Raw genomic sequence first — 24,582 nt, 5'->3', positions numbered from 1 at the left:
GCACCACTACAACCACCACCGAGCCCACACCGCCCTCAACGGCCACCCACCCATCACCCGGGTCAACAACCTCACAGGGCACTACAGCTAGCCGGAGACCCACAGGTCGGCCGGGATATCCGTGACGATTGTTTCCCCTGCGCTGCGAGTGGCGCATGGGACTATCGCGCCCGGGCCGTTACCGTGGAGGCATGTCTGGGTCGGCGACGAGGAAGCGGAGCACGGCGAGCGGCGGCGGGAAGGCGCCGGCGCGGGGGTCGCGCACGCCGGCGAAACCGAGGTCGTCCGGGGCCCGGCCGGCGAAGGCGAGCCCGGCGCGCAGCAGTTCCGCGCGCGGTAGCTCCGCGCGTAAGCCCCCGCCGCGGCGGGGAAAGGCGAAGCCCGGCGCGTTCGGGCGCGGGGTGCGCGGCACGTGGAACCTGGTGGCCAAGGGCGTCGGTTCGCTGGCCCGCACGGTCGGGCGCACGCGGGAGCTGGAGCCGGAACACCGTCGTGACGGGCTGGCGCTGGGGCTGATCGCGCTGGCGATCATCGCGGCCGTGGGCGTGTGGTGGCGGGCCGCGGGGCCGATCGGGGCGGCCGTGGAGGTCGCGACGCGCACGGTGCTGGGCGCGGGCGCGGTGACATTGCCGCTGGTGCTGGTGGTGGTCGCGGTCGCGTTGATGCGGTCGGAGCCGAACCCCGAGACCCGGCCGCGGATGGTGATCGGCACGGTGCTGGTCGTGCTGTCCGTGCTGGGGATGCTGCACATCTTCACGGCGCTGCCCGAAACCAACGACGGCCGCATGTACGCCGGCGGCATCATCGGGCTGTTGTCCGGCGGGCTGCTGACCAAGGGCGTCACCACGTGGGTCGCCGTGCCGTTGCTGATCCTGGCGCTGCTGTTCGGCGTGCTGGTGTTCACCGGCACGCCCGTGCGCGAGATCCCGCACCGCCTGCGCACGTGGGGTCTCGACGAAGACGAGCTGGCCGACCTCGAGGGCGACAACGCGGAACCCGAGGCCGACGAGGTCATCGAGGCCGACCCGAAGGCCGTGCGGCTGCGCAAGCCGTCGCGTCGGCGCCAGAGCAGCGCCGACACCGAGGGCGAGCAGATCGACCTCGACGCGATGCTGGCCGAGCCGCCGATGCCGGTGCGCCCGCCCAAGCCGAAGCCCGCCGAAGAGGTCTCCGAGAAGAAGCCGAAGAAGGCGCCGGAGCCGCCGCTGGCGATGACGCGGACCGTCGAGGGCGACTACCAGCTGCCCTCACCCGATCTGCTGAAGCTCGGCGACGTGCCGAAGTCCCGCAGCAAGGCCAACGACGCCATGATCGAGGCGATCACGGGCGTGCTCGACCAGTTCAGCATCGACGCGCAGGTCACCGGCTTCACCCGCGGCCCCACGGTCACGCGCTACGAGGTCGAGCTCGGCCCGGGTGTGAAGGTCGAGAAGATCACGGCGCTCACGAAGAACATCGCGTACGCCGTGGCCACGGACAATGTCCGGCTGCTCGCGCCGATCCCCGGCAAGTCGGCTGTCGGCATCGAGGTGCCGAACTCCGACCGCGAGATGGTGCGCCTGGGCGACGTGCTGCGCGCGCCGTCCACGGTCAAGGACAACCACCCGATGGTGATCGGGCTCGGCAAGGACATCGAGGGCCACTTCGTCACCGCGAACCTCACGAAGATGCCCCACCTGCTGGTGGCGGGCTCGACCGGTTCCGGTAAGTCGAGTTTCGTCAACTCGATGCTGGTATCGCTGCTCGCCCGCGCGACGCCGGACGAGTGCCGCATGATCCTCATCGACCCGAAGATGGTCGAGCTCACGCCGTACGAGGGCATCCCGCACCTGATCACGCCCATCATCACCCAGCCGAAGAAGGCCGCCGCCGCGCTGGCCTGGCTGGTGGAGGAGATGGAGCAGCGCTACCAGGACATGCAGGTCAACAAGGTCCGCCACATCGACGACTACAACCGGAAGGTCCGCTCCGGCGAGATCACGGCGCCCCCGGGCAGCGAGCGCGAGTACCGGCCGTACCCGTACATCATGGCGATCGTCGACGAGCTGGCCGACCTCATGATGACCGCGCCCCGCGACGTGGAAGACGCGATCGTGCGCATCACGCAGAAGGCGCGCGCCGCCGGCATCCACCTGGTGCTGGCCACGCAGCGGCCGTCTGTCGACGTCGTCACCGGCCTGATCAAGACCAACGTGCCCTCGCGGCTGGCGTTCGCCACGTCGTCGCTCACCGACTCGCGGGTCATCCTCGACCAGCCGGGCGCCGAGAAGCTCATCGGCATGGGCGACGCTCTGTACTTGCCGATGGGCGCGGGCAAACCGGTGCGCATCCAGGGCGCGTTCGTGGGCGACGAGGAGATCGCGGCCGTCGTCTCGTTCGCCAAGGACCAGGCGCAGCCCGACTACACCGACGGCGTCACGGCTCAGAAGGCCGGCGAGAAGAAGGAGATCGACCCCGACATCGGCGACGACCTCGACGTGCTGCTCCAGGCCGCCGAGCTCATCGTCACCTCGCAGTTCGGCTCCACGTCCATGCTCCAGCGCAAGCTCCGCGTCGGCTTCGCCAAGGCCGGCCGCCTCATGGACCTGCTCGAAAGCCGCGGCGTCGTGGGCCCCTCGGAGGGCTCGAAGGCCCGCGACGTGCTCATCAAGCCGGAAGAGCTGGACGGCGTCCTGTTCATGATCCGCGGCGGCGACGCCCCGTCGGGCGACTCGGACGACGAAGACTTCTGACGCGGTGGTGCAACCAGTACCGGTGATCGTTCCGTCCTGATCACATGGACGCGCACAAGCTCGCTCTGGCCATCGGGACCGTCGCCGTGCTCGCGGTGGGCGCGGGGAGCTCGGTGGCGCTCGCGCACACGCTCGACGGTGCGGGCGGCGCGCCGCGGTCGGCCGCGGCGGTGGGGACCGTGCCGGCGGAGCCCGGCCGGGACGTGACGCTCAAGGTCGGTCAGGAGGCGCAGCTGAGCACGAAGGACCTGACCGTGCGGTACACGCGCCTGGTCGAGGACTCGCGGTGCCCGGCGAACGTCACGTGCGTGTGGGCCGGCGACGCGGTCGTGGCCGTGTCGTTGAGCCAGCCGGGACGAGGGGAGCAGACCGCGGCGCAGCTGCACACCGGCCGGCGCGGGCCGCACGACCTGACGTACGCGGCGGCTCACGTCGAGCTCGTCGACGTGAGCCGCGCGGGCGAGCGGATCACGCTGCGGGTGAGCTGATCAGCCGAGCGGCTTTCCCCAGTGGTCGAGGTAGGCGACCTCCGACAGCGGGCGGCGCGGGGTGGTCTTGAAGTCGGTCGTGGTCGTGTAGGCGACGGGCAGCAGGCAGGCCTGCGTGTAGTCCTCGGGGACGCCGAGGATCTCGGCCGCCTCGGCCTCGGTCTGCAGGTGGTACGTGGTGAGCGTCGAGCCCAGGCCACGCGAGCGCAGCGCCAGCTGGAAGCTCCACACGGCGGGGAAGATGCCTCCGTAGAGCACCGCGTCGGCCACGTTCGCGCCGGTCGTGCGGCCTTCGACGCACGGCACCACGAACGCCGGGACCTGCTCGATCACGTCGATCAGGTGCCGGCCGGAGGCGACCGAGCGGGCCATGGCCGGGTCGGCGGCCGCGACGTCCGCGTACTGCTCCAGGTACGCCAGGCCGACGCGGCGGAACAGCTCGCCCAGCCGGTTCTTCACGCCCTGGTCGCGCACGACGAGCCAGCGCCACGACTGCTGGTTGCCGGGCGTGGGCGCGTGCAGCGCCAGCTCGAGGCACTCGGCGAGCACCTCGTTCTCCACCGGACGCCGCAGGTCCAGCTTGCGCCGCACCGACGGCGTGGTGGTCAGGACGTGGTCGAACTCCATCAGGGCTCCCTGTCGCGAGGCGAAGATCGTCTCGGCCGCCGCGGCGGCCGCACTCGATCTTGGCCGCCGGGAGGCCGGCGCGCGCCCGCAACCGGCCGAGCGTGAGCGAAGGGCCCGAGGTTTTCGGCTTTCCGGACGGACCAGGCTGCGCGCCGGCACCTCGTCCCTGGCTCGGCGCCGGTCTAGAACTCCAGCAGCATGCGCGAGTTGCCCAGGGTGTTCGGCTTGACGTAGGGCAGGTCGAGGAACTCCGCGACACCCGGGTCGAGCGAGTGGCGCATCTCCTCGTAGACCTCGTGCGACACGGGTGTGCCGTCGATCTCGACGAAGCCGTGGCGCAGGAAGAAGCCGGTCTCGAACGTGAGCACGAACAGCCGCTTGAGGCCCAGGTCGCGCGCCTCGTCCAGGAGCCGGCCCACCAACGCGTGACCGATGCCCCGGCCGCGCGCGGCCTTGTCGACCACGACCGTGCGCAGCTCGGCGATGTCCTCCCACAGCACGTGCAGCGCGGCGGCGCCGAGCACGTCCTCGTCGCCGGTGCCGTCCTCGTCCACCGCCACCCAGAACTCCTGGATCGCCTCGTACAGCGTGACCAGGTCTTTCTCGAGCAGCACGCGGCCGGCGTCGGCGTCGACCAGTGCTTTGATCTTGCGGACGTCGGCTATGCGCGCGCGGCGGACAGTGGGTCGGACGGAGTCAAGGGGCACACGGTCCAAGATATCGATCGCGGCGTCCGGCGCCCCGGACGGCTCGATCGAGGTACCCCGGATGCGTGAGCTTAACGGCCTTCACGTATAGCTATTGCACGCCCCGATCGATCAGTAGCCGCTCAGAACATCTGGCCGCCCCGTGTGGCCTCTGGGGGAGGAAGCGCATGTCCGGGACCACCGTGGTCGCGCCTGAACGACCCGGTAAGCCTCCGGCGCCCAGCGCGGCGCAGAGCCGCTTCAGGCCCGAGCTGCAGGGCGTGCGAGCCCTCGCTTCGCTGCTGGTCGTGGTCTACCACGTGTGGCTCGACCGGATCTCCGGCGGCGTCGACGTGTTCTTCCTGGTGTCGGGCTTCCTGATCACCGGCCAGCTCTACCGCGCGCTGCTGCGCGGGAAGATCGAGCTGCGGCCGATGTGGGGCCGGATGATCAAGCGGCTCTTCCCGGCGGCGATGACCGTGCTCCTCACGGTGGTGGTCGTCTCCACGCTGCTGCTGCCCGAGGACCGCTGGTTCCAGAGCATCCGCGAGGTCTTCGCCTCCGCGCTGTTCTACGAGAACTGGCAGCTGGCCGCCGACTCCGTCGACTACTTCGCCCAGCACAACAGCGCGAGCCTGGTCCAGCACTTCTGGTCGCTGTCGATCCAGGGCCAGTTCTACCTGCTGTGGCCGCTGATCTTCGTCGCGCTCGGCTTCCTCGTGCGCCGCCTCGGGCTGTCGCTGCGCCACACCGTGAACACGCTGCTCATCACGCTGTTCGTGGCTTCGCTGGCGTACTCGGTGTACCTCACCGCGGTCGACCAGCCGCTGGCCTACTTCCACGGCCTCACCCGCGTGTGGGAGTTCGCGCTCGGCGGCCTGATGGTGATGTTCCTCGACGCGTTCACGCTGCCGCGGAGCCTGCGCGTGGTACTCGGCTGGATCGGCGTGGCCGGGCTGGTGCTGTGCGGCATCGTGCTGCGCGTCGACTCGGTGTTCCCCGGCTGGATCGCGCTGTGGCCGACGCTCTCGGCCGGGCTCGTGCTCGTGGCCGGCCAGACGAACACCGTCTTCGGCGCCGACCGCTGGCTCAGCTCGAAGCCGCTGGGCTACCTCGGCAACCTGAGCTTCTCGCTGTACCTGTGGCACTGGCCGGTGCTGGTGTTCTACCTGGTCGTGCGCGACCGCGCGGCCGTCGGCCTGCTCGGCGGCGCGGTGGTGATCGGCGCGTCGTTCGTGCTCTCGATCCTCACCTACCACTTCATCGAGAACCCGATCCGGCTGTCGAAGATCGGCACGGTGAAGCGCTGGGGCGCCTACCGGTTCGGCATCCTCGCGCTGGCGCCGGTGCTGATCGCGGCCGGTGTGTGGGGCACGTACACCTCGGCACAGGCCAATTACACGATCTCGCTCGCGGACGCCGACCACCCCGGAGCCGCCGCGCACGCGCCCGGGTTCGCCTACCGAGGTTCGGCGGAGCCTTCGATCGTGCCGCCGACGCTGAAGCTGCCCGAAGACTGGGCCGGCATCACCGACGACAAGTGCACGATGTCGCCGCGCAACGAGGAACTGAAGGTCTGCACACAGAACCCCGACGGCCCGCCGAAGAAGCACGTGGTCCTCGTCGGCGACTCGCACATGCAGCAGTACATCGCCGCCTTCCTGCCGATGGTCCAGACCGAGGGCTGGGCAGTGACGTCGATGCTGAAGGGCGCGTGCCCGTTTTCCAGCAACGCCGACCTGATGCCCGGCGACCAGGCCTGCATGGACTGGAACAAGGCCGCGGCCGACGAGATCGTCGCGATGCACCCCGACGCCGTGGTCACCCTGGCGAGCGTGAACACCCACGCGGGCATCACCGAGACGACCCCGCCGGGGTTCGTGAACCAGTGGTCGGTGATGGACAAGGCCGGCATCCCCGTGGTGGCCTTGCGCGACAACCCGCGGTTCGCGTTCAACATGGCCGCGTGCGTCGCGCAGCAGGGCCCGACCAACCCGGCGTGTGTGCTCGACCGCGACGCCGTGCAGCCGGCCACCCCGTCGTACACGAGCACGCGCGGCGTGCCGGGCAACGTGTCGTTCCTCGATTTCACGGATTACTTCTGCGACAAGGACACCTGCCCGCCGGTGGTCGGCAATGTGCTGGTGTACATGGACGACAACCACCTCACCGCCACTTTCCTGACCACGCTGGCCCCCATCGCCGACAAGCAGATGAAGGCTGCCCTGAAGTGGTGATCGCCCCGGTTCCCTGAGCCCCGTATGCTGCGGCACCGGGAGATCGACAGGGGGAAGCGGGGGAGATGACACGCGCGGGGTGGGACGCGTTCCAGGCCGCCCAGGCCGAGGCTTCGGCGGGCCGGACGACGATGCTGGCCGGGCCGGACGGCACTTCGTGGCTGTTGGTGCCGGGACAGCCGTGGCAGTGGTCACGACCGGGTGGTGCGTGGCAGTTCGGGGTGGTGCCGCCGGATGCGGCTTACCGGGCCGGGACGCGGATGGTGCCGCCCAACGGTGGCGGGCAGCCAGGTCCGGGGCCTTTGGGCCGAGGTGGTCCGCGGGGACCGGTCGCGGCGCCCGCCGGCCCTGGTGGTCAAGGCGGACGGCCGATACCGGCCGCTCCACCGCCCGCACCACTGGTCCAGGCCGGGCCGCCGCCGGCTCAGACCGGGCTCCCTCCCGCACCACCGGTCCAGATGGGACCGCCGCCGGTCCAGTCCGGGTTCCCGCCCGCGCCGCCGGTTCCGTCCGGGCCGGTGCCCGCACAGCCATGGCCGGGTCGATCCGCGCCACCGCCGGTCCCGTCCGCGCCGATTCCTGCTCAACCGCCGGCCCAGTCCGGGCCAGTGCCCGCCCAACCCGCGTCGCCGCAGAGCGGTCCGGCCGGTCCCGGCGCGCCGCCGATGCCCGTGCGGCCGGCGGAAAGCCCGGTGCGGGTGGAGAACCTGAGCGGCACAGCGTTCGTCTCGGGCGACGAGTCGGCAGCCGAATTCGTGCGCCGCGTGGTGCAGGTCGTCTCGTGGGCCGATCGCACGCGCCACGGCCAGGGTGGCTCGGGTGAACCGCCGCCGCCGGAACCCGAGCGCCCCCAGAGCAAGCAGGGCGGGCTCCTCGACGACCTCGCCCGCAACACCCGCTCGATGACCTTCGACCTGCTCGCCGCGGGCAATCGCGCGCGGGGCCGGAAAGAGCAGGAGCGGTACGACCAGGCGCACGCCGAGTGGACCGTCGCGTACCAGGAATGGGAGCGGCGCAACGCTTCCGGCAACCGGCAGCCGAACCCGCTCGTGCTGCTCGTCGGCGAACCGCACACGGGCCAGCGCCGGCTGTGGCGCTCGGTGCGTGACGAGCTCGGCGCGGCCGACGTCGGGTTCGAGGACTTCGTCACGGCCGGCGCGGCCGAGGTACTCGGCGACGAAGATTCGGCCGGCGACGCGCTGCGCGGGTTCGTCTCGCAACGCACCGACCCGGCACTGGTCCTGATCGAAGACGTCGATGTGCTGTTCGACAAGGAGCCTGCGGGCGTGCTGCGCGCGTTGCGGGACTACGCGCATGACCAAGGCAGCTGCCGCCTGCTCGTGCTCGCGGGCACCGACCGCGTGATCGAGCGGCTGCGCACCGAGGCGCCGGACCTGGTCTCCGCCGTGCTGCAGTACCGGCTGCCGCGGTTCACCCGCCCCGCGCACGCGGCCGCGCTGCTGGACGTCGTCGCGACCGAACGCTCCTTCGTCCTGCCCCCGGACGTCCGCGACCGGCTGGCGCAGCTGGCAAACCTCTCCGCCGGCGCCCGCGGTGTCGAGGCGCTGCTGGACGCCGCCGGACGGGAGGCCGTCGCGAGCGGTCCGTCACCCGACGGCCGGATCCACCTCGCGGCGCAGCACGTCGCGCCGTTGGTCGCCGCGGCCGAGCACCGCGCCGGGCGGCCGATCGAAGAGCTGCTCGGCGAGCTGGACGGGATGATCGGCCTCACGTCGGTCAAGCAGCGCGTGCGCGCGGTGGTCGCCGAGGCGCAGGTCGACGCCCGCCGCCGCGACGCGGGCCTGCCCGTGGCCACGCGCAGCCGCCACCTCGTGCTCACCGGCAACCCCGGCACGGCGAAGACCACTGTCGCGAGACTGGTCGGCAAGATCTACCAGGCGCTCGGGATGCTGCCCAAGGGCCACGTCGTGGAGGTCACGCGGCCGGACCTGGTGGGCGAGTACCTCGGCGAGACGTCGAAGAAGACCCGCGCGGTCTGCGAACGGGCCTCCGGCGGCGTGCTTTTCATCGACGAGGCCTACAGCCTCGCGCAGGACGCCGACGACGACTACGGCCGCGAAGCCGTCGCCGAAGTGCTGGTGCAGATGGAGAACCACCGCGACGACCTCGTGGTGTTCGCCGCCGGCTACCCGAAGGAGATGGACGCGTTCCTGGAGACGAACCCGGGCCTGCGCTCGCGGTTCGCCGCCCGGATCGAGTTCCCGGACTACACCGCCGAGGAGCTCGCCGGGATCTTCCGCGCGCTCGCGCAGGGGCAAGGTTACGAGCTCGACGCCGATCTCGTCGCCGCGCTGCCCGAGGCGATGCGCCAGATCCCGCGTGGCCGCGGCTTCGCCAACGGCCGCTCGGCGCGCGGCGTGCTGGAGACCACGATCAGCCGCCAGTCGGCCCGGCTCGCCGCCCAGCCGGACGCCCCGGCGGCCGCACTGTCCACTTTGGTCGCCGCCGACCTGCCCGCCCGCGGCGAAGCCGGCGTCTCGGCCACCGACGACGCCGGGCCGCCCCGTGGTCTCGACGAGCTACTGGCCGAACTCGACGGCATGATCGGCCTGGACGCAGTCAAGCAGCGCGTCCGCGCGCTCGTCGCCGGGGCGCGGATGGACACGCGGCGGCGCAAGGCCGGGCTGCCCGTCGGGGCGAGCAGCCGTCACCTCGTCTTCACCGGCAACCCGGGCACGGCGAAGACGACCGTCGCGCGGCTGATGGGGCGGCTGTACCGGGAACTGGGCCTGCTCTCGTCCGGGCACCTGGTGGAGGTGGCGCGGCCGGACCTGGTGGGGGAGTACCTGGGCCAGACCGCGCCCAAGACGCGTGAGGTGTGCGAACGCGCGCTCGGCGGCGTGCTGTTCATCGACGAGGCCTACAACCTCGTGCAGACCTACGGCAACGGCGGCGCCGACTACGGCCAGGAGTCGGTCGCGGAACTGCTGGTCCAGATGGAGAACCACCGCGACGACCTGATCGTCATCGCCGCCGGCTATCCCGCCGACATGGACCGCTTCCTCGACGCCAACGCCGGCCTGCGCTCGCGATTCGGCGGCACCGTCGAGTTCGCGGACTACACCGACGAGCAGCTGGCCGCGATCTTCACGGCGATGACCACCCAGCGCGGCTACCGGCTCGCCCCCGACCTCACGGCGGCGCTGCCCGCGGTCATGGCCGGGCTCGACCGCGGCAGCGGCTTCGCCAACGGCCGCTCGGCCCGCGGCTTGCTGGAGCAGGCGATCGCCGCGCAGGCGCTGCGCCTCGCCGGCCCGGACGTCGACCTCGAGTCCGTCGACGACGCCGAACTGACGCTCCTGACACTGGCGGATTTGCCCGCGCACGGGTGACTTTCGGCGCGCGCCGCCGATGGGGGAGCGGGAAAGCCCGCCCACCGGCGGGGCCGGGCCACCGCACTGGGTGACGCCGTCGCCGACCGGCGCGGGTGCGGCGGCTACCCTGAACGTCGTGCCTTCTCCCACCACTGAGCCAGCCCGCAGCCGTCGTGTCTCCCTCGTGACCCTGGGCTGCGCCCGCAACGAGGTCGACTCCGAGGAGCTGGCCGGACGGCTCGCGGCCGGGGGCTGGGAGCTGGCGGCGGACCCCGAAGACTCCGATGTGGTCGTGGTGAACACGTGCGGCTTCGTGGAGTCGGCGAAGAAGGACTCGGTCGACACGCTGCTCGCCGCGTCCGACACCGGCCGCAAGGTCGTGGCCGTCGGGTGCATGGCGGAGCGCTACGGCACGGAGCTGGCCGAAAGCCTGCCCGAGGCCGACGCCGTGCTCGGGTTCGACCACTACGCCGAGCTGTCCGACCGCCTCGACGACGTGGTGGCCGGCCGCACGGTCGCGTCGCACACGCCGTCGGACCGGCGCAAGCTGCTGCCGATCAGCCCGGTGCAGCGGCCCGCGGCCGCGGAGGCCGTGGAGGTCCCCGGGCACGCCCAGCACGGCTGGGGCCCGCGCGTGCTGCGCACCCGGCTCGACGATTCGCCCGTGGCCGCGCTGAAGATCGCGTCGGGCTGCGACCGGCGCTGCTCGTTCTGCGCCATCCCGTCGTTCCGCGGCTCGTTCGTGTCGCGCCAGCCGGACGAGATCGTGGCCGAAGCGCAGTGGCTCGCGGAGAACGGCGTGAAGGAGCTGTTCCTCGTCAGCGAGAACTCCACGTCCTACGGCAAGGACTTCGGCCGCGACGGCACGCGCGCACTGGAGCTGCTCCTGCCGCGCCTGGCCGAGATCGAGGGCATCGACCGCGTGCGCGTGTCCTACCTGCAGCCCGCCGAGACGCGCCCGCAGCTGGTGAAGGCCATCGCGACCACGCCGGGCGTAGCCGACTACTTCGACCTGTCCTTCCAGCACTCGAGCGAGCAGGTGCTGCGCCGGATGCGCCGGTTCGGGTCCACCGACTCGTTCCTCGCGCTCACCGAGCAGATCCGCGAGTACGCGCCGGAAGCCGGGATCCGCACCAACGTGATCGTCGGGTTCCCCGGCGAGACCGAGGACGACCTCGCGGAGCTCGAACGCTTCCTCACCGGCGCGCGCCTCGACGCCGTCGGCGTGTTCGGCTACTCCGACGAGGACGGCACGGAGGCCGAGACCTTCGACGGCAAGCTCGACCCCGCCGTGGTCGCCGAGCGCGTCACCCGGATCTCGGCGCTGGTCGAAGAGCTCACCGCCCAGCGGGCCGAGGATCGCATCGGCACGTTCGTGGACGTGCTGGTGGAGCAGCCGGCCGAGGACGGCGACGACGCCGTCGGCCGTGCCGCCCACCAGGCGCCCGAGGTCGACGGCGAGTGTGTGATCCTCGAAGACCCGGACCGCGCCGCCGTCGAGGTGGGCGATCTGGTGCGCTGCGAGGTCGTCGACTCCGCCGGGGTCGACCTGATCGTCCGCCCGGTGCCGGACGCGGACCGGTGAGTGCCGCACCCAGCGACGCCGGCGAGGGCATGACCCGCGCCGCGCAGGCGTCGTCCCAGGGAGCGGCCCCCCAGACCCACGAGGTGCCTGCTGAAACGGGGGCCGCCCGCATGCCCGAGCCTGCCGTACCCGAACCGACGCCCGTCCCGACGCTGAACGTCGCGAACCTGCTCACGCTCTCGCGGCTGGTGCTGGTGCCGCTGTTCGTCCTCGCGCTCTTCGCCGGCGACGGCGTGGACACCACGTGGCGCGCGATCGCCACGGGCCTGTTCGTCATCGCCTCGGCCACCGACCAGGTCGACGGCTGGGTGGCCCGCAAGTACGGCCTGATCACCGACTTCGGCAAGATCGCCGATCCCATCGCGGACAAGGCGCTCATCGGCGCCGCGCTCGTCGGGCTCAGCGTGCTCGGGGAGCTGCCGTGGTGGGTCACGATCGTGATCGCGGTCAGGGAGATAGGCGTCACACTTCTGCGCTTCTGGGTGATTCGTCACGGTGTGATCCCGGCGAGCCGCGGCGGCAAGGCCAAGACGATGACGCAGATCCTGGCCATCGTCGTCTACCTGCTGCCGCTGCCGGCCGGGGCGGACCCGCTGCGCTGGGTGCTGATGGGGCTTGCCGTCCTGCTGACCGTGGTCACCGGCGTCGACTACCTGATCCGCGCGATCCGCCTGCGCGCGGCGGGCCGCCGGGCGACGGGCGCTTGATGGCGGAGCTCGACGAGGCGGCCGCGCAGCTGGTGGCCGTCCTGACCCGGCGCGGGGAGACCGTGGCCACGGCCGAGTCGCTGACCGCCGGACTGGTGTGCGCCACCGTCGCCCGCATCCCGGGCGCAAGCGTGGTGCTGCGAGGCGGGCTCGTCGTCTACGCCACGGAGCTGAAAGCCGCGCTGGCGGGCGTCGACGAGAAGTTGCTGGCCGAGCACGGCGCCGTGCACCCCGAGGTCGCGGCGCAGCTGGCCGACGGCGCTCGTGAGCGGTGCGGCGCCACGTGGGGCCTGGGGCTGACCGGTGTCGCGGGCCCGACAGCCCAGGACGGGGTGCCGCCGGGCACCGTGTACATCGGTCTCAGTGGGCCGTCGACCCGGATCGTCCGTACCCTGGCGGAGACCGGTGACCGGGACATGATCAGGACCGCGTCGGTGCGTTCGGCGTTTTCCCTGCTCGGGGAACATCTACACTGAAGGGGGCGTTCGCCCTTGGCGGACGCACGTGTCAAGTCCTGCGCTCGGGGCACCGCTCTGGGTAACGTAGGAGGCACCAGTTCGGGAAGGAGGCGCGTGATGACCGTGCTGTTGCGTGAGGCGATCGGTGATCGGCTCCGTCATGCCCGCACCAACCAGCGTCGGACGCTGCGTGACATCTCCCGCGCCGCCAGGGTGAGCCTCGGCTACCTGTCCGAGGTCGAGCGTGGTCAGAAGGAGGCCTCCAGCGAGCTGCTGGCTTCCATCTGCGACGCCCTGGACCTTCCGCTCGGCGAGTTGCTCCACAAGGTCGCGGCCGACGTGACGGCCCTCGAGTCGGTGGAGGTGGCTCCGGTCGACGAGCGCGTGGTCGACGGTGCCCCGAGGGAGACCGTGCCGGCGGAGCGGGAAGCCACCGCGTCGGCGAGCGGGTTCGAAGGTGGCCGCCTGGTCTCCGAGCTGGTCGGCGACGACCTGTCCGACCTGCGGCTTTCGCCGGCTCCGCGGATGAACACCCAGCTGCGGACCACGATCGGCGCGCCGAAGCTCGCGTCCACGATCGCCGCCTAGGAACGCGCAGAGAAACGCTTCGTACACGTACGGCCCCGGGTTGTGACCCCGGGGCCGTACGCGTATCCACAGAATCGATCAGGGTCGTCCCTGAATTCCCCCGGGGTCGCCTGGAACGGCAGGGGCTGACCTGACACGATGGAACCCAACGCCGGGGTCGGGACGTTGTGAACTAGGGGAGCGACGCCCCACCTCGAGACACACAGGGCCCGTGGGACGCAAGAAGGCAGGCGGAGGAGATGGCCAACCCGTTCGTGAAGTTCTGGAAGTACCTCATGGCGTCGTTCTCGTCGAAGATCGACGAGCACGCCGACCCGAAGGTGCAGATCCAGCAGGCCATCGAGGAGGCACAGCGCAACCACCAGGCGCTGACGCAGCAGGCCGCCTCCGTGATCGGCAACCAGCGTCAGCTGGAGATGAAGCTCAACCGGCAGCTCGGCGAGGTCGAGAAGCTGCAGGCGTCGACCCGGCAGGCCTTGGTGCTCGCCGACGAGGCCCGCGGCAAGGGCGACGAGCAGAAGGCGACCGAGTTCGAGACGGCGGCGGAGAGCTTCGCCGCGCAGCTCGTCACGGCCGAGCAGAGCATCGAAGACCTCAAGACGCTGCACGACCAGTCGCTGCAGGCCGCGGCCCAGGCCAAGAAGGCCGTGGAGCGCAACGCCACGATGCTGCAGCAGAAGCTGGCCGAGCGCACCAAGCTGCTCTCGCAGCTGGAGCAGGCGAAGATGCAGGAGCAGGTCTCCGCGTCGCTGAACCAGATGAGCCAGCTGGCCGCGCCGGGCAACACGCCGTCGCTGGAAGAGGTTCGCGACAAGATCGAAAAGCGCTACACCACCGCGCTGGGCCAGGCCGAGCTGGCGCAGAACTCGGTGCAGGGCCGCATGCTCGAGGTGCAGGAGTCCGCCACGCAGATGGCGGGCCACTCGCGCCTGGAGCAGATCCGCGCGTCGATGCGTGGTGACTCGGTCGCGCAGGTCACCGACGGTGGCGGCGCCGCGAAGTCGGCCGGCACGGCGGGCAGCGCGGACATTCAGCGCGAGATCCAGGCCCGCGTGCAGGCCGAGCAGGGCAAGAACCCGGCCTGACCGCCGGACGCGAGGACGACTACCGGGGGTAGGGGATGGCCGGCAGCAGCGGACGGCGGGACTTCAACGAGTTCAACGCCAAGCTCGAGAAGCACATCGAGAAGCTGCCGGAGTACGCCCAGCGTGCCCAGGAGAAGCTGCAGCGGTACTTCCCGCCGGCCGATGAGGCCGGCGGGAAGCCCGCCGCGAGGCCGTCCTCGCCGAGGCGTCCGGCACCGAAACGTCCCGCGCCGCCCGTGGTGCGCCGGACCGCCGTGCCCACCGCGTTCGCGCAGGTGGCCGGCCAGGTCCCGGCCGTTGCCGAAGTGCGCGCGAAGTGGCAGCGGTGGAACGAACCCGCGGCCAAGCACCAGCGGCGCATCACCCGCACCTCCCGGGTGCTCACGTTGTGGCTGCTCATCACGATCCTGCTCGGCGTCCTGACCGTGCTCGCCGGAACCGGCCTGATGGGCGCCGGCGGCACCGACGTGGCCCAGACCGTGCTCGCGGGCTTCGGCACTGTCGTGTTCGGCACGTTCAGCGTGCGGACCGGCCTGAAGCTGCGTCAGCTGAAGAAACTCGAACTCCCGGCGGCGAGCAGCGCGGCCCCGCCGCCGCTGCCCCCGGCCGCCTCGGCCGCCCGTGAACCGATGGAACGGCTGGCGGAGTCCGAAGCCTCCCTCGGCGAGCTGTTGCGGCAGCTGTCCGTGCCGACCTCGCTGGGCACCACCGCCGTCCCCGAGGTCTCCGTGGCCGACGCCCGTGCCACGGCCCAGGAAGCGGCCCGCGCCCTGCGTGGTCTGGCCGCCCGCATCCAGGCCATCGAACGCGGCCGCAACTCCGCCCCCGAACGTGAGCGCGGCGCGCTGGACGCGGCCGTGGCGAAGCTGCGCGAGCAGCTGGACGACGGCATCGAAGGCTTCGGCAGCCTGGTCGCCGCGGCGGGACGCGCGGTCGCGGCCAGCAGCGACGGCATGGGCACGTCCAAGCAGGCGCTGACCGACGCGACCGACCACCTCGCGGGGCTCGCGCTGGCGTTGCGGGACCTGTCCTAGGGGCTGCGACGCGGTTCGGCGGGTTTTTCCGCGGGTGATTTTTCCCGCGTGCACGGATTCCCGTGCGGTGACGGGGTGCTGTGCACGGCACCGGAACGAGCCGGATGGCGCAGTTTGGGTTTCCGGTCGGCCTAGTCCCCGGCACCCCGCGCCGACGGTGGGTGAGTGTCCCCGAATACCGAAACAATGGCGTAATCCGAAACAGCTGGTTACGGAAACGCGTGCGGTTTAACGTTTTTCTCATGAAGTCAGTGGTGGCACCCGCCAGGATCGGCGCCTTGGCCTGAGGTTCCGCGGCGCCGGACGTACACAGTGGACTCATCCGTTCCGTCGAGGAAAGGACCCCCCGTGACCACGCTCCCGCCCGAACCGGAACCCGTGCCCGTCCCGCCACCCAGCTCGCACCAGAGGGTGGTGGCCGCGTTCGAACGCCTCGCGCAAGTCGACCGCCCCGAGCTGTGGATCAGCCTCCGCACGCTGGAAGAGGTGCTGGTCGACGCGAAGGCCGTCGACGAGCGCGTCCGCGCTGGGGAGGCCCTCCCGCTGGCCGGGACCGTCGTCGCGGTCAAGGACCTCATCGACGTCGCCGGGCTGCCCACCACCGCGGGGTGTCCGGGTTTTTCGCGGGTGCCCGTGACCAGCGCCACGGCGGTCACGCGGCTCACCGGCGCGGGTGCCGTGGTGCTGGGCAAGACGAACCTCGACCAGTTCGCCTCCGGGCTGGCCGGCACGCGCAGCCCGTACGGCGCGGTGGCTTCGGCCGGCGACCCCCAGAAGGTCGCGGGTGGGTCCAGCAGCGGTTCTGCCGTGGCCGTCGCGCTCGGGATCGCCGACCTCGCGCTCGGTACTGACACCGCCGGCTCCGGCCGGGTGCCGGCGGCGCTGAACGCCGTCGTCGGCCTCAAACCGACCCTCGGGCTGGTGCCGAAGACCGGGGTTTTCCCGGCGTCGCCGTCGTTCGACTGCGTTTCGGTGTTCGCGAGCAGCCTCAAGCTCGGCCAGCGCGCGCTCGCCGTGCTGACCGGCCCGGACGGCCAGGACGCGTCCGTGCGCGAGTGGCCCGCCGACGTCCGTCTCGGCGCGGGGGAGCGGCCGCGGGTCGCGATCCCCGACGACGCCGGGCTCGCCGCGTTGTCCGGACCGGCGAGGCGCGCGTTCGGCGTGGCCGTGGCGTCGCTGGAGGCGTCCGGCGCGGTGATCGAGCCGATCGATCTCGGTGTGTTCTTCGAAGCCGGGGAGCTGCTTTACGGCAGCGCGCTGGTGGCCGAGCGCTACGCGTCGGCCGGAGACGTGCTGGCCGGGAAACCGGAAGGCGCCGATCCGACGGTCGCCGGCCTCGTCGCGGCGGCGGGCACCCACCTCGCCCACGAGCTCGCCGACGCCCACGGCCAGGTCGCCCGGTTGCGCGCGGCGGCCCGCGAAGCGCTCGGCGAGTGCGACGCGCTGCTGCTGCCCACCGTGCCCGACCACCCGGATCTCGGCGAGGCGCTGGCCGATCCGCTCGGCGTGAGCGCGCGGCTGGGGAGGTACAGCGCGTTCGTGAACGTCCTCGACCTCGCCGCCGTGACCGTGCCGGTCGCGCCGGGGGACCAGCGGCCGTTCGGCGTCACGATCGCCGTGCGGGCGTTCGAGGACCAGATCGCGCTCGACCTCGCCGCGGTGCTCACCGGGGAGCAGGCGAGCGAGCCGTACCCGCCCGAAGGGGTCGACCTGGTCGTGTTCGGCGCGCACCTGCGCGGCCAGCCGCTGCACGACGAACTGCGGGGCGCGCGGTTCGTGACGCCGGTTCAAACCGCCGAGCGGTACCGCATGGTGCTGCTCGACACCGAGCCGCCGCAGCCCGGCGTGATCCCCGGCCACGGCGCGCTCGACGGCGAACTCTGGCGGCTTTCGCCGACGGGCTTCGGCCGGTTCGCCGCGGCGCTGCCGGAGCCGTTCGTGCTCGGGCACGTGGAGCTGGAGGACGGCAGCACGCCGCTCGCCGTGCTGTGCCGACCGGCCGCCACGGGCGGCGCGCCGAACCTCGACCGGTACGAGTCGTGGCGCGGCTACCTGCGGTTCGTCAGCACGGCCGGCCTGCGATCCCCCGGCTGATGCGGCGCACCAGCGCCGGTCCGTGCAGTGCGAAGCCGGTGTAGAGCTGTACGAGGCTGGCGCCGGCGTCGAGCAGCCGGCTCGCGTCGTCGGGGGAGGTGCTGGGTGTCGTCGGTAGGTCCGCCGGGGCTGTGGCTTCGGTTGGCGCGCGCCGATTCCGGGCCGACCGGTCAGGTCGGCCGGCCTGCGATCCCCCGGCTGATGCGGCGCACCAGCGCCGGTCCGTGCAGTGCGAAGCCGGTGTAGAGCTGTACGAGGCTGGCGCCGGCGTCGAGCAGCCGGCTCGCGTCGTCGGGGCCGAGGATGCCGCCGACGCCGATGATCGGCAGCTTGCCCTCGGTGCGCTCGTGGACGAAGCGGACGACTTCGAGCGAGCGCGCCGTGAGCGGGCGGCCGGACAGACCGCCGGCCTCGGTGGCGAGGTGCGCTTCGGCCGGGGCGACACCGTCCCGGGAGAGCGTGGTGTTGGTGGCGATGAGCCCCGCGACGCCGTGGCCGAGGCACACCTCGAGCAGCTCCGCGAGCGCCTCGTCGGTGAGGTCCGGCGCGACCTTCACCAGCAGCGGCGTGTCCCCGCCCAGCTCGGCGGACGTCTTGCGCAGCTCGGCGAGCAGCTCGCCCAGCGCGGCCTTGTCCTGCAACGCGCGCAGCCCCGGGGTGTTGGGTGAGCTGACGTTGATCGCGAAGTAGTCGGCGTACGGGTGCAGCGCGCGCAGCGAGAAGCGGTAGTCGGCCACGGCCTCGTCGAGCGGGGTCACCTTGGACTTGCCGATGCTGATCCCCAGCGGCACGCGGGGCTTGCCCTGCGCGGCGAGCCGGCGGGCCAGGGCTTCGGCGCCGTCGTTGTTGAAGCCCATCCGGTTGATCACGGCGTCGCTCTCGGGGAGGCTGAACAGCCGCGGCTTCGGGTTGCCCGGCTGCGCGTGCCGGGTGACGGTGCCGACCTCGACGAACCCGAACCCCAGCGCCGGCCACGCCGTGAGCGCGCGCCCGTTCTTGTCCATGCCCGCGGCCAGCCCCACGCGGTTCGGGAACCGCAGCCCCAGCACGGTGACGGGGTCCTTGGTGCCGTAGACCCGCGCGAGCGGCCCGAGCGCCGGGCCCACGCGGCTCAGCAGCCGCACGGTGCGCTCGTGCACCAGCTCGGGGTCGTGGTAGGCCAGCCGGTACAGCCCGGGGCGGGCGATCTTCTCGAAGAGCACGCGCCCATGCTGCCTCATCGGCTCCGCAGCGGCGTCCGGAACCCGGGCCACCTGTGGCGCGGGTCGCCGCGGAGACGCTCAGCCGGCGGCGCCTTCCTTCCACTCCTCTTCGAGCATGGCGTAGACCAGCTCGTCGGTCCACTCGCCCTTGACGATCTCGTTCTCCTTCAGGTGTGCTTCCTTGCGCATCCCGAGACGTTCCATCAGGGCGCTCGACGCGCTGTTGCGGCCGTCGCAGCGCCCCACGACACGGTGCAGGCCCAGGTCCTCGAACCCGAGGCGCAGCAGCTCTTTCGTGGCCTCCAGCGCGAGGCCGCGGCCGTGGTGGTCGGGGTGGAAGACGAACCCGATCTCGCCCTGGCGGTGCTCGGAGCTGAGGTACTCGAGGTTCAGGTCGCCGATCAGCTGGCCGGTCTCGGCGAGCTCGACCGCGACGGCGAGGAACTGGCCCTCCTGGGTCAGCGTGGAGCTGTGCACGCGCTTCGCGAGGGCGGCGGCGGATTCGGCCCGGCTGCGCGGTCCCCAGTAGAGGTAGCGGGCGACGTCGGCCCGGGACTGGAAGGAGTTCAGCGCGTCGAGGTCCTCGAGCTTGAACGGGCGCAGGAGCAACCGTTCCGTCGTGATCGGGTAGTCGGGCCGGAGCATGCCGTTCAGGCTAGCCACGTACGGCCGTTCGGGGTATGCGCCCGTGCCGATCGATCGGCGAAGAAGGGGGATCGATCGCCGGACGGTCGCCCAGCGGGGCCCGGCGGCGAGATCTCGTATATGAAGGGGTGCTCCCGGGGCGGCTCTCGGACGCCGTCAAACGTCCGAGTCCAAGCCGGACCGGTGCTCGAAAGCCCCGGGAGCCCGGTGGCTGCCTGGTATTCGCTATCAGGCAAACACGCGAAGCAGGCGATGAGCCGAAGGTGGCTCAGGTTGTATCGCTGCTCAAAGTCCCTACGCGTGCCATCCGCTAGCGGACAGTCACCTCACGAGTCCTGTGAGAATACAACTTAGGACCACCTCCTCTCTCGTGTAAGACCACGCTAACCGCGAATGCCGGTGCCCGGCAACATCATTTGGGCCAACTCACGGTTGCCTGCCTGGGATGTCCGAATCCGTTCGCCCGGCGCGAACAGCGGGCGGCGGACAAGGGCCGGCGGGCGCGGTCGGTTTCGCGTCGTTGCCCGGCGTGGCGGTTCAGTCCACCGGGCGCGGACCGGGCTGGCAGCGCGGGCAGAACCACGTGGGCCGCCGGTGGACGCCTTCGCCCTGGTCGTGGACCTCGACCCGGCCGCCGCAGCGGAAACAGCCCTGGCGCGTGCGCTCGTAGACCCAGTTGCGCCGGCCGCGGCCGAGGTCGCCGGTGGTCACCTGCTCGTGGCGCCACGCGTTGGCCAGCAGCAGCTTCCGGGCCAGCGCCACGACCTTCCGGGTGTCCACTTCGGACACCGGCGTCCACGGTGACACCTTGAGCAAGTGGCAGATCTCGACCTTGTACAGGTTGCCGACGCCGGCCATCACCCGCTGGTCGAGCAGTGCGTCACCCAGCTCACGGTCCGGCTGCGCGGCCAATGCGGCCGCGGCTTTCTCCGCGTGCTCGTCGCTCCACTGTGGATCGAGCAGGTCCGGACCGAGGTGCGCGACGAGGTCGTGTTCCGCCGTCGTGGGCACGAGTTTCAGGTCGTGGACGCGGAAGCCGATCGCCTGCACGTCGGCCGTCACGAGGATCACGCGCGCGTGGTGGGCCGGGGTGCGCCAGCGGCCGCCGGCGGGGTAGATGTCCCAGCTGCCGTCCATGCGCAGGTGGCTGTGGAGTGTGAGATCGCCGGAGAAGCGCGTGAACAGGTGCTTGCCGACCGTCCCGACGCCGAGTACGTCACGACCCGAAAGGTCCACAGTGGCCAGTGCGGGATGGCGGAACTCCCCGCGTACCAGCGTCTTCCCGGCCAGCGCCTTGTCGAGCAGCTTGCCGGTCAGGAAAACGGTGTCGCCCTCGGGCACGGCTCAGCCCGCGGCGTCGGGCACGGTCGCCGACGGCTCGGCGGTGGTCTCGAGGGCCTCGTCCTCGTCGCCGCGCACGCGGTGGCGCCCGGCGCGGTTGGACCGCAGGATCTTGGCCAGCACCATGTTGAACGTCAGCGCGATCTCCTGGGCGCCGGGGGAGTGCCACTCGTGGATGGGGCTGCACGCGCCCTGCGCCTGCTGCACGGCCAGCCGGTCGGGGATCGCCGTGGGCATCACCAGCGAGCCGAAGTTCTCGCGCAGCTCGGCGACGCGGAACTGGTGCTCGTAGGAGCGCACGCGCAGCTTGTTGACCAGCACGCCGATCGGGCGCAGACCCGGGTTGCTCTCCTCGCGGATGCGCTCGATGGCCTCCAGCGCGCGCTGGGCGCCCGCCACGGCGTACATCGTGGGCTCGGTGACGATCAGAGCGCTGTCGGCCGCCACGAGGGCGGACTTCGTCAGCCGGCCGAGTGACGGCGGGCAGTCGATGACCACGAGCTCGTACGGCTCTTCACGCAGCGGGTTCTGGTGGAGCTCGTCGAGCGCGCGCGAGAGGTTCTCCAGGCGCCGGCCGTCGGAGTCTGGCTCGTTGAGCAGCTCCAGCTCCTCGGTGCCGACCAGCACGTCGACCTCGTCGCTCCACACGCTGGGCGCGATCGCGCGTTCGAGGACCGCCCGCGCGGGGGTCTCGAGGACGTCGGCGAGCGTCGCGTCGGTGTAGGGCGGATCGAGCGAGGTGGTGGCGTTGCCCTGCGGGTCGAGGTCGGCCACGAGCGTGCGGGTACCCCTACGCAGAGCGGCCGACGCGATACCGAGCGCGACCGTCGTTTTACCGACGCCACCCTTGAGGCTGAGAACGGCGACCGTGTGCACTCGGCACAGCCTACGGGCCGCGGGCGGGGCGGGTCGCGAGGAAGGTGCCGAACACCTCTTCCGGGCAGGCCCGGGTGACGGCGGGTGACCGGCAGGCGGGCACTACCCTGTCCGACTATGAAGACGGACACCGTGGCGGCCCGGGGTTCGGGCGCCGTTCGCCGGGCGCTCGAGGCGGAGCTGCGGGCTGCCCGCGCCCGCGGCGTGGAGCAGCCCTCCGTCGTCGACGTCGGCGGCGGCAGTGGCGGCTGGGCGGTGCCGTTCGCGTCGGCGGGCTGCCTCGTGACCGTGGTCGAGCCCAATCCCAACGCGCTGGCGACGCTGCGCCGGCGCGCCGAGGAGGAGGGCGTCTCGCACCGGATCACGGTGATCGCGGACGACTCCGACGCCCTCGGCGCCAACGTCGAGGCCGGCTCGGCCGACCTCGTGCTCGCCCACGGCCTGCTCGAGGTCGTCGACGATCCGGCGGTGGCTCTCGCCGCGCTGGCCGCGGCCGTCGCACCCGGCGGGGCGCTGTCCGTGCTCGTGGCCAACCGCAACGCGGCCGTGCTGCATCGCGCGCTGGCCGGCCGGATCGCCGAGGCCCAGCGGCTGCTCGACGGCGCCGACGGCGTGGTGCCCGGCGGGCGCGACACCGTGCTGCGCCGCTTCGACAGCGCCGGCCTGACCGACCTGCTGGTGGCGGCGGGCCTCGAGGTGACGCTGCTGCAGGGCGACCGCGTGATCGCCGACGTCGTGCCTGGCGAGGTGCGCGAGGACGAGCTGGCGGAGTTCGAGCTGGCGGCGGCCGCGGTGCCGGCGTTGCGCGACGTGGCCGGGCGCCTGCACGCGATAGCGCGGCCCGCGCAGGTCTGAACCTGCGAGCTTCCGGCGCTGAGCAGGGCGTTCCCGGAATTGTCGGGGGTCCCCGGTAGCGTCGGTTCCCGTGGGGAGCAGAAACACCGAACTGCCCAGCGGCATGGGCCGCTACCGCGTCACCACGGGTGCCGAGACGCTGCCGGACGACACCGGCTGCGGGATCCTGCACGTCGACATGGATGCGTTCTTCGTGTCGTGCGAACTGAGGACCCGGCCTGAGCTGGTGGACAAACCCGTCGTGGTGTCCGGCGGCGGGCCGCGGTCGGTGGTGGCCGCGGCCAACTACCCGGCGCGCAAGTACGGCGTGCAGTCGGCGATGCCGTTCTCCACGGCGAAACGGCTGTGCCCGCGCCTGATCTGCATCACGCCCACGTCGGGGCTCTACGGCGAGGTCTCGCGGCAGGTGATGGACATCTTCCGCGAGCTGACGCCGCTCGTGGAGCCGCTGAGCCTCGACGAGGCGTTCCTCGACGTGAGCGGGGCGTTGCGGCGGCTGGGGGCCACGCCCGCGCGGCTGGGCGCGCGGATCCGTTCGCGGGTGCAGGCCGAGCACGGGATCACGTGCTCGGTGGGCGTCGCGAAGGTCAAATTCGTCGCGAAGCTCGCGTCGGGGATGGCGAAGCCCGACGGGATGGTCGTGGTGCCGGCGGCCGAGACGCTGGCGTTCCTGCACCCGTTGCCGGTCTCGGCGCTGTGGGGCGTGGGGAAGCGCACCGAGGAGCAGCTGCGGGGGCAGGCGCTGCACACGATCGCCGACGTCGCCGCCGCGCCGCCCGCGCGGCTGCGGCGGTCGCTGGGCAACGCGATGGGGGACCACCTGTGGGCGCTGGCCAACGGGCACGACGACCGCGCCGTGGTCCCGGAGGCGGCGGAGAAGTCGATCGGGGCGGAGCGGACGTTCGACGTCGACCTGCACAGCCGCGACGAGCTCGGGCTGGAGCTGCTGCGGCTGTCCGAACGGGTCGGCGCGACCCTGCGGGCGCGCGGGCTGCGTGGGCGCACGGTGTCGATCAAGGTCCGCTTCGCCGACTTCACCACGATCACCCGGGCGCGCACGCTGTACGCGGCCACGGACGTCGCGCGCGACATCCACCGGACGGCGGTCGAGCTGCTGGCCGAGCACGCGCCCACGGGGGCCGTGCGGCTGATCGGCGTGCGCGTGGAGGGCCTCGACACGGGCGAGGGCGGCGAGCAGCTCCAGTTCGCCTCCGCCGAGCCGCGCTGGCGCGACGCGGAAGTGGCCGCCGACGTGGCGAGGTCGAAGTTCGGGTCGGCCGCGGTGCGCCCGGCGTCGTTGCTGACGCCCCGCGAGACGTGAACTGCGTGGCCCATTGTGTCGTCTATTGTGTCGCCCGTTGTACCGTCACCGGGCCGTCGTGACCCAGTGTCAACCCACGTCAGTCGTGATTTCCCCCAATTCGATCCCTTCTGGATGCGGGATCGGGTAGTCGGACGCGCGCGGGGCTCGTATCCTGGACAGTGCCGCCCCGCCTGGGGCCGGCAGTTGGGTCCAGAACGTTGCGCGGCCCGGCGCCCGCGACAGCTGTGCCGGAGGAGGAAAGATGCCACTCTCCGAGCATGAGCAGCGGCTGCTCGATCAGATCGAGCGCGAGCTCTATGCCGAGGACCCCAAGTTCGCATCCACGGTGCGTGGCACCCGGTTGCGCCGCCCCGCCCGTCGACGGCGCATCCAAGGGATCGCGCTGTTCGTGGTGGGGGTAGCGCTCCTGGTGCTCGGCGTGGTGGTGCCCGTGCTGCGGGTTGCCGACATCCCGTTGATCAGCGTGCTGGGGTTCCTCGTGATGTTCTTCGGGGTCATGTTGGCGGTCACGTCGATACGTCACGGCGACAGCGGCGGAGGCGGCAAAGACTCCGGCCGCGGCGGTGGTGGCGGCAAGGGATCGGGCGGCAAGAGCTCGTTCACGCAACGGATGGAAGAGCGCTTCCGCCAGCGCTTTGAGGAGCAGTAGCTCCCTTCGGCCACGTCGTGGGATCCGCGCTTCA

At 71.8% G+C, this 24,582-nt stretch carries 21 protein-coding genes and 1 pseudogene; 14 read left to right on the top strand and 8 right to left on the bottom strand.

Annotated features, from left to right (window positions below):
- Nucleotides 1–178: 178 nt before the first annotated feature.
- On the bottom strand, nt 179–430 hold the full coding sequence (locus AB0M56_RS41255) for a hypothetical protein (protein ID WP_364186435.1): 252 nt from the start codon (nt 428–430) through the stop codon (nt 179–181).
- Between AB0M56_RS41255 and AB0M56_RS41250 the strand changes: the two genes are divergently transcribed.
- Together AB0M56_RS41250 and AB0M56_RS41245 are read left to right on the top strand one after the other, a co-directional pair.
- Nucleotides 402–2,732 carry a DNA translocase FtsK gene (locus AB0M56_RS41250; protein ID WP_364186423.1) on the top strand — a complete coding sequence of 777 codons (2,331 nt, stop codon included), beginning with the start codon at nt 402–404 and terminating at the stop codon, nt 2,730–2,732. The genes AB0M56_RS41255 and AB0M56_RS41250 overlap by 29 nt on opposite strands.
- Before the next feature lie 44 nt (nt 2,733–2,776).
- The gene (locus AB0M56_RS41245; protein ID WP_364186422.1) at nt 2,777–3,220 is read left to right on the top strand and encodes a hypothetical protein; all 444 of its coding nucleotides are present in this window, start codon (nt 2,777–2,779) and stop codon (nt 3,218–3,220) included.
- Here AB0M56_RS41245 and AB0M56_RS41240 read toward each other — a convergent pair whose 3' ends face one another.
- Nucleotides 3,221–3,847, bottom strand: coding sequence for a nitroreductase family protein (locus AB0M56_RS41240; RefSeq protein ID WP_364186420.1), 627 nt, complete (start codon nt 3,845–3,847; stop codon nt 3,221–3,223).
- 182 nt (nt 3,848–4,029) lie between these two features.
- Nucleotides 4,030–4,554 carry an amino-acid N-acetyltransferase gene (locus tag AB0M56_RS41235; RefSeq protein WP_364186418.1) on the bottom strand — a complete coding sequence of 175 codons (525 nt, stop codon included), beginning with the start codon at nt 4,552–4,554 and terminating at the stop codon, nt 4,030–4,032.
- Nucleotides 4,555–4,721: 167 nt separating this feature from the next.
- Between AB0M56_RS41235 and AB0M56_RS41230 the strand changes: the two genes are divergently transcribed.
- The 9 genes from AB0M56_RS41230 (at nt 4,722) to atzF (ending at nt 17,656) form a co-directional block, all read left to right on the top strand.
- Nucleotides 4,722–6,770 carry an acyltransferase family protein gene (locus AB0M56_RS41230; RefSeq protein WP_364186416.1) on the top strand — a complete coding sequence of 683 codons (2,049 nt, stop codon included), beginning with the start codon at nt 4,722–4,724 and terminating at the stop codon, nt 6,768–6,770.
- 608 nt (nt 6,771–7,378) lie between these two features.
- The gene (locus AB0M56_RS41225; RefSeq protein ID WP_364186415.1) at nt 7,379–10,123 is read left to right on the top strand and encodes an AAA family ATPase; all 2,745 of its coding nucleotides are present in this window, start codon (nt 7,379–7,381) and stop codon (nt 10,121–10,123) included.
- Between the two features lie 118 nt (nt 10,124–10,241).
- Nucleotides 10,242–11,690 carry a 30S ribosomal protein S12 methylthiotransferase RimO gene (rimO, locus tag AB0M56_RS41220; protein ID WP_364186413.1) on the top strand — a complete coding sequence of 483 codons (1,449 nt, stop codon included), beginning with the start codon at nt 10,242–10,244 and terminating at the stop codon, nt 11,688–11,690.
- A 110-nt stretch (nt 11,691–11,800) separates the two neighbouring features.
- Nucleotides 11,801–12,397: a CDP-diacylglycerol--glycerol-3-phosphate 3-phosphatidyltransferase gene (gene pgsA, locus AB0M56_RS41215; protein WP_364186433.1), complete on the top strand. Its 597-nt coding sequence runs from the start codon at nt 11,801–11,803 to the stop codon at nt 12,395–12,397.
- Entirely contained in the window at nt 12,397–12,873 is a 477-nt protein-coding gene (locus tag AB0M56_RS41210; RefSeq protein WP_364186411.1) for a CinA family protein, read from the top strand. The genes pgsA and AB0M56_RS41210 overlap by 1 nt, the downstream gene beginning before the upstream one ends.
- 99 nt (nt 12,874–12,972) lie before the next feature.
- Nucleotides 12,973–13,443, top strand: a complete 471-nt coding sequence (locus tag AB0M56_RS41205; protein WP_285965682.1) for a helix-turn-helix transcriptional regulator — start codon at nt 12,973–12,975, stop codon at nt 13,441–13,443.
- 239 nt (nt 13,444–13,682) lie between these two features.
- Complete coding sequence (gene pspA, locus AB0M56_RS41200; protein ID WP_326837207.1) at nt 13,683–14,528, top strand: phage shock protein PspA; 846 nt, start codon at nt 13,683–13,685, stop codon at nt 14,526–14,528.
- Nucleotides 14,529–14,563: 35 nt separating this feature from the next.
- Nucleotides 14,564–15,562 carry a hypothetical protein gene (locus AB0M56_RS41195; protein ID WP_364186410.1) on the top strand — a complete coding sequence of 333 codons (999 nt, stop codon included), beginning with the start codon at nt 14,564–14,566 and terminating at the stop codon, nt 15,560–15,562.
- 348 nt (nt 15,563–15,910) lie between these two features.
- Nucleotides 15,911–17,656, top strand: a complete 1,746-nt coding sequence (gene atzF, locus AB0M56_RS41190; protein ID WP_364186408.1) for an allophanate hydrolase — start codon at nt 15,911–15,913, stop codon at nt 17,654–17,656.
- Here atzF and AB0M56_RS41185 read toward each other — a convergent pair.
- The 5 genes and pseudogenes from AB0M56_RS41185 to AB0M56_RS41165 form a co-directional block, all read right to left on the bottom strand.
- A pseudogene (locus AB0M56_RS41185) lies at nt 17,625–17,744 on the bottom strand (dihydroorotate dehydrogenase (quinone)); the annotation flags it as partial. The gene atzF and the pseudogene AB0M56_RS41185 overlap by 32 nt on opposite strands.
- Nucleotides 17,745–17,826: 82 nt before the next feature.
- Nucleotides 17,827–18,858, bottom strand: coding sequence for a quinone-dependent dihydroorotate dehydrogenase (locus tag AB0M56_RS41180; RefSeq protein WP_364186407.1), 1,032 nt, complete (start codon nt 18,856–18,858; stop codon nt 17,827–17,829).
- Nucleotides 18,859–18,936: 78 nt separating this feature from the next.
- Nucleotides 18,937–19,503, bottom strand: coding sequence for a GNAT family protein (locus AB0M56_RS41175; protein ID WP_364186406.1), 567 nt, complete (start codon nt 19,501–19,503; stop codon nt 18,937–18,939).
- 537 nt (nt 19,504–20,040) lie between these two features.
- A complete protein-coding gene (locus AB0M56_RS41170; RefSeq protein WP_364186404.1) occupies nt 20,041–20,844 on the bottom strand; it encodes a DNA-formamidopyrimidine glycosylase family protein in 804 nt (267 codons plus the stop codon).
- A gap of 3 nt (nt 20,845–20,847) precedes the next feature.
- On the bottom strand, nt 20,848–21,720 hold the full coding sequence (locus AB0M56_RS41165; RefSeq protein ID WP_364186402.1) for a ParA family protein: 873 nt from the start codon (nt 21,718–21,720) through the stop codon (nt 20,848–20,850).
- A 117-nt stretch (nt 21,721–21,837) separates the two neighbouring features.
- On the opposite strand from AB0M56_RS41165, the gene AB0M56_RS41160 reads away from it, so the two are divergent.
- The 3 genes from AB0M56_RS41160 to AB0M56_RS41150 all read left to right on the top strand — a co-directional run bounded on the left by AB0M56_RS41160 (nt 21,838) and on the right by AB0M56_RS41150 (nt 24,548).
- Nucleotides 21,838–22,575 (top strand): methyltransferase domain-containing protein, encoded by a 738-nt coding sequence (locus tag AB0M56_RS41160; RefSeq protein WP_364186401.1) that lies wholly within the window; start codon nt 21,838–21,840, stop codon nt 22,573–22,575.
- A gap of 103 nt (nt 22,576–22,678) precedes the next feature.
- On the top strand, nt 22,679–23,896 hold the full coding sequence (gene dinB / locus AB0M56_RS41155; protein ID WP_364186431.1) for a DNA polymerase IV: 1,218 nt from the start codon (nt 22,679–22,681) through the stop codon (nt 23,894–23,896).
- Nucleotides 23,897–24,140: 244 nt separating this feature from the next.
- The gene (locus AB0M56_RS41150) at nt 24,141–24,548 is read left to right on the top strand and encodes a DUF3040 domain-containing protein (RefSeq protein ID WP_364186400.1); all 408 of its coding nucleotides are present in this window, start codon (nt 24,141–24,143) and stop codon (nt 24,546–24,548) included.
- Nucleotides 24,549–24,582: the final 34 nt, after the last annotated feature.

Origin of the sequence: Amycolatopsis sp. NPDC051372, from assembly GCF_040682095.1 — a bacterium.
Lineage (GTDB): Bacteria > Actinomycetota > Actinomycetes > Mycobacteriales > Pseudonocardiaceae > Amycolatopsis.
The sequence above is the reverse complement of the archived record's forward strand: the minus strand, read 5'-3'. Positions and strand labels throughout refer to the sequence as shown.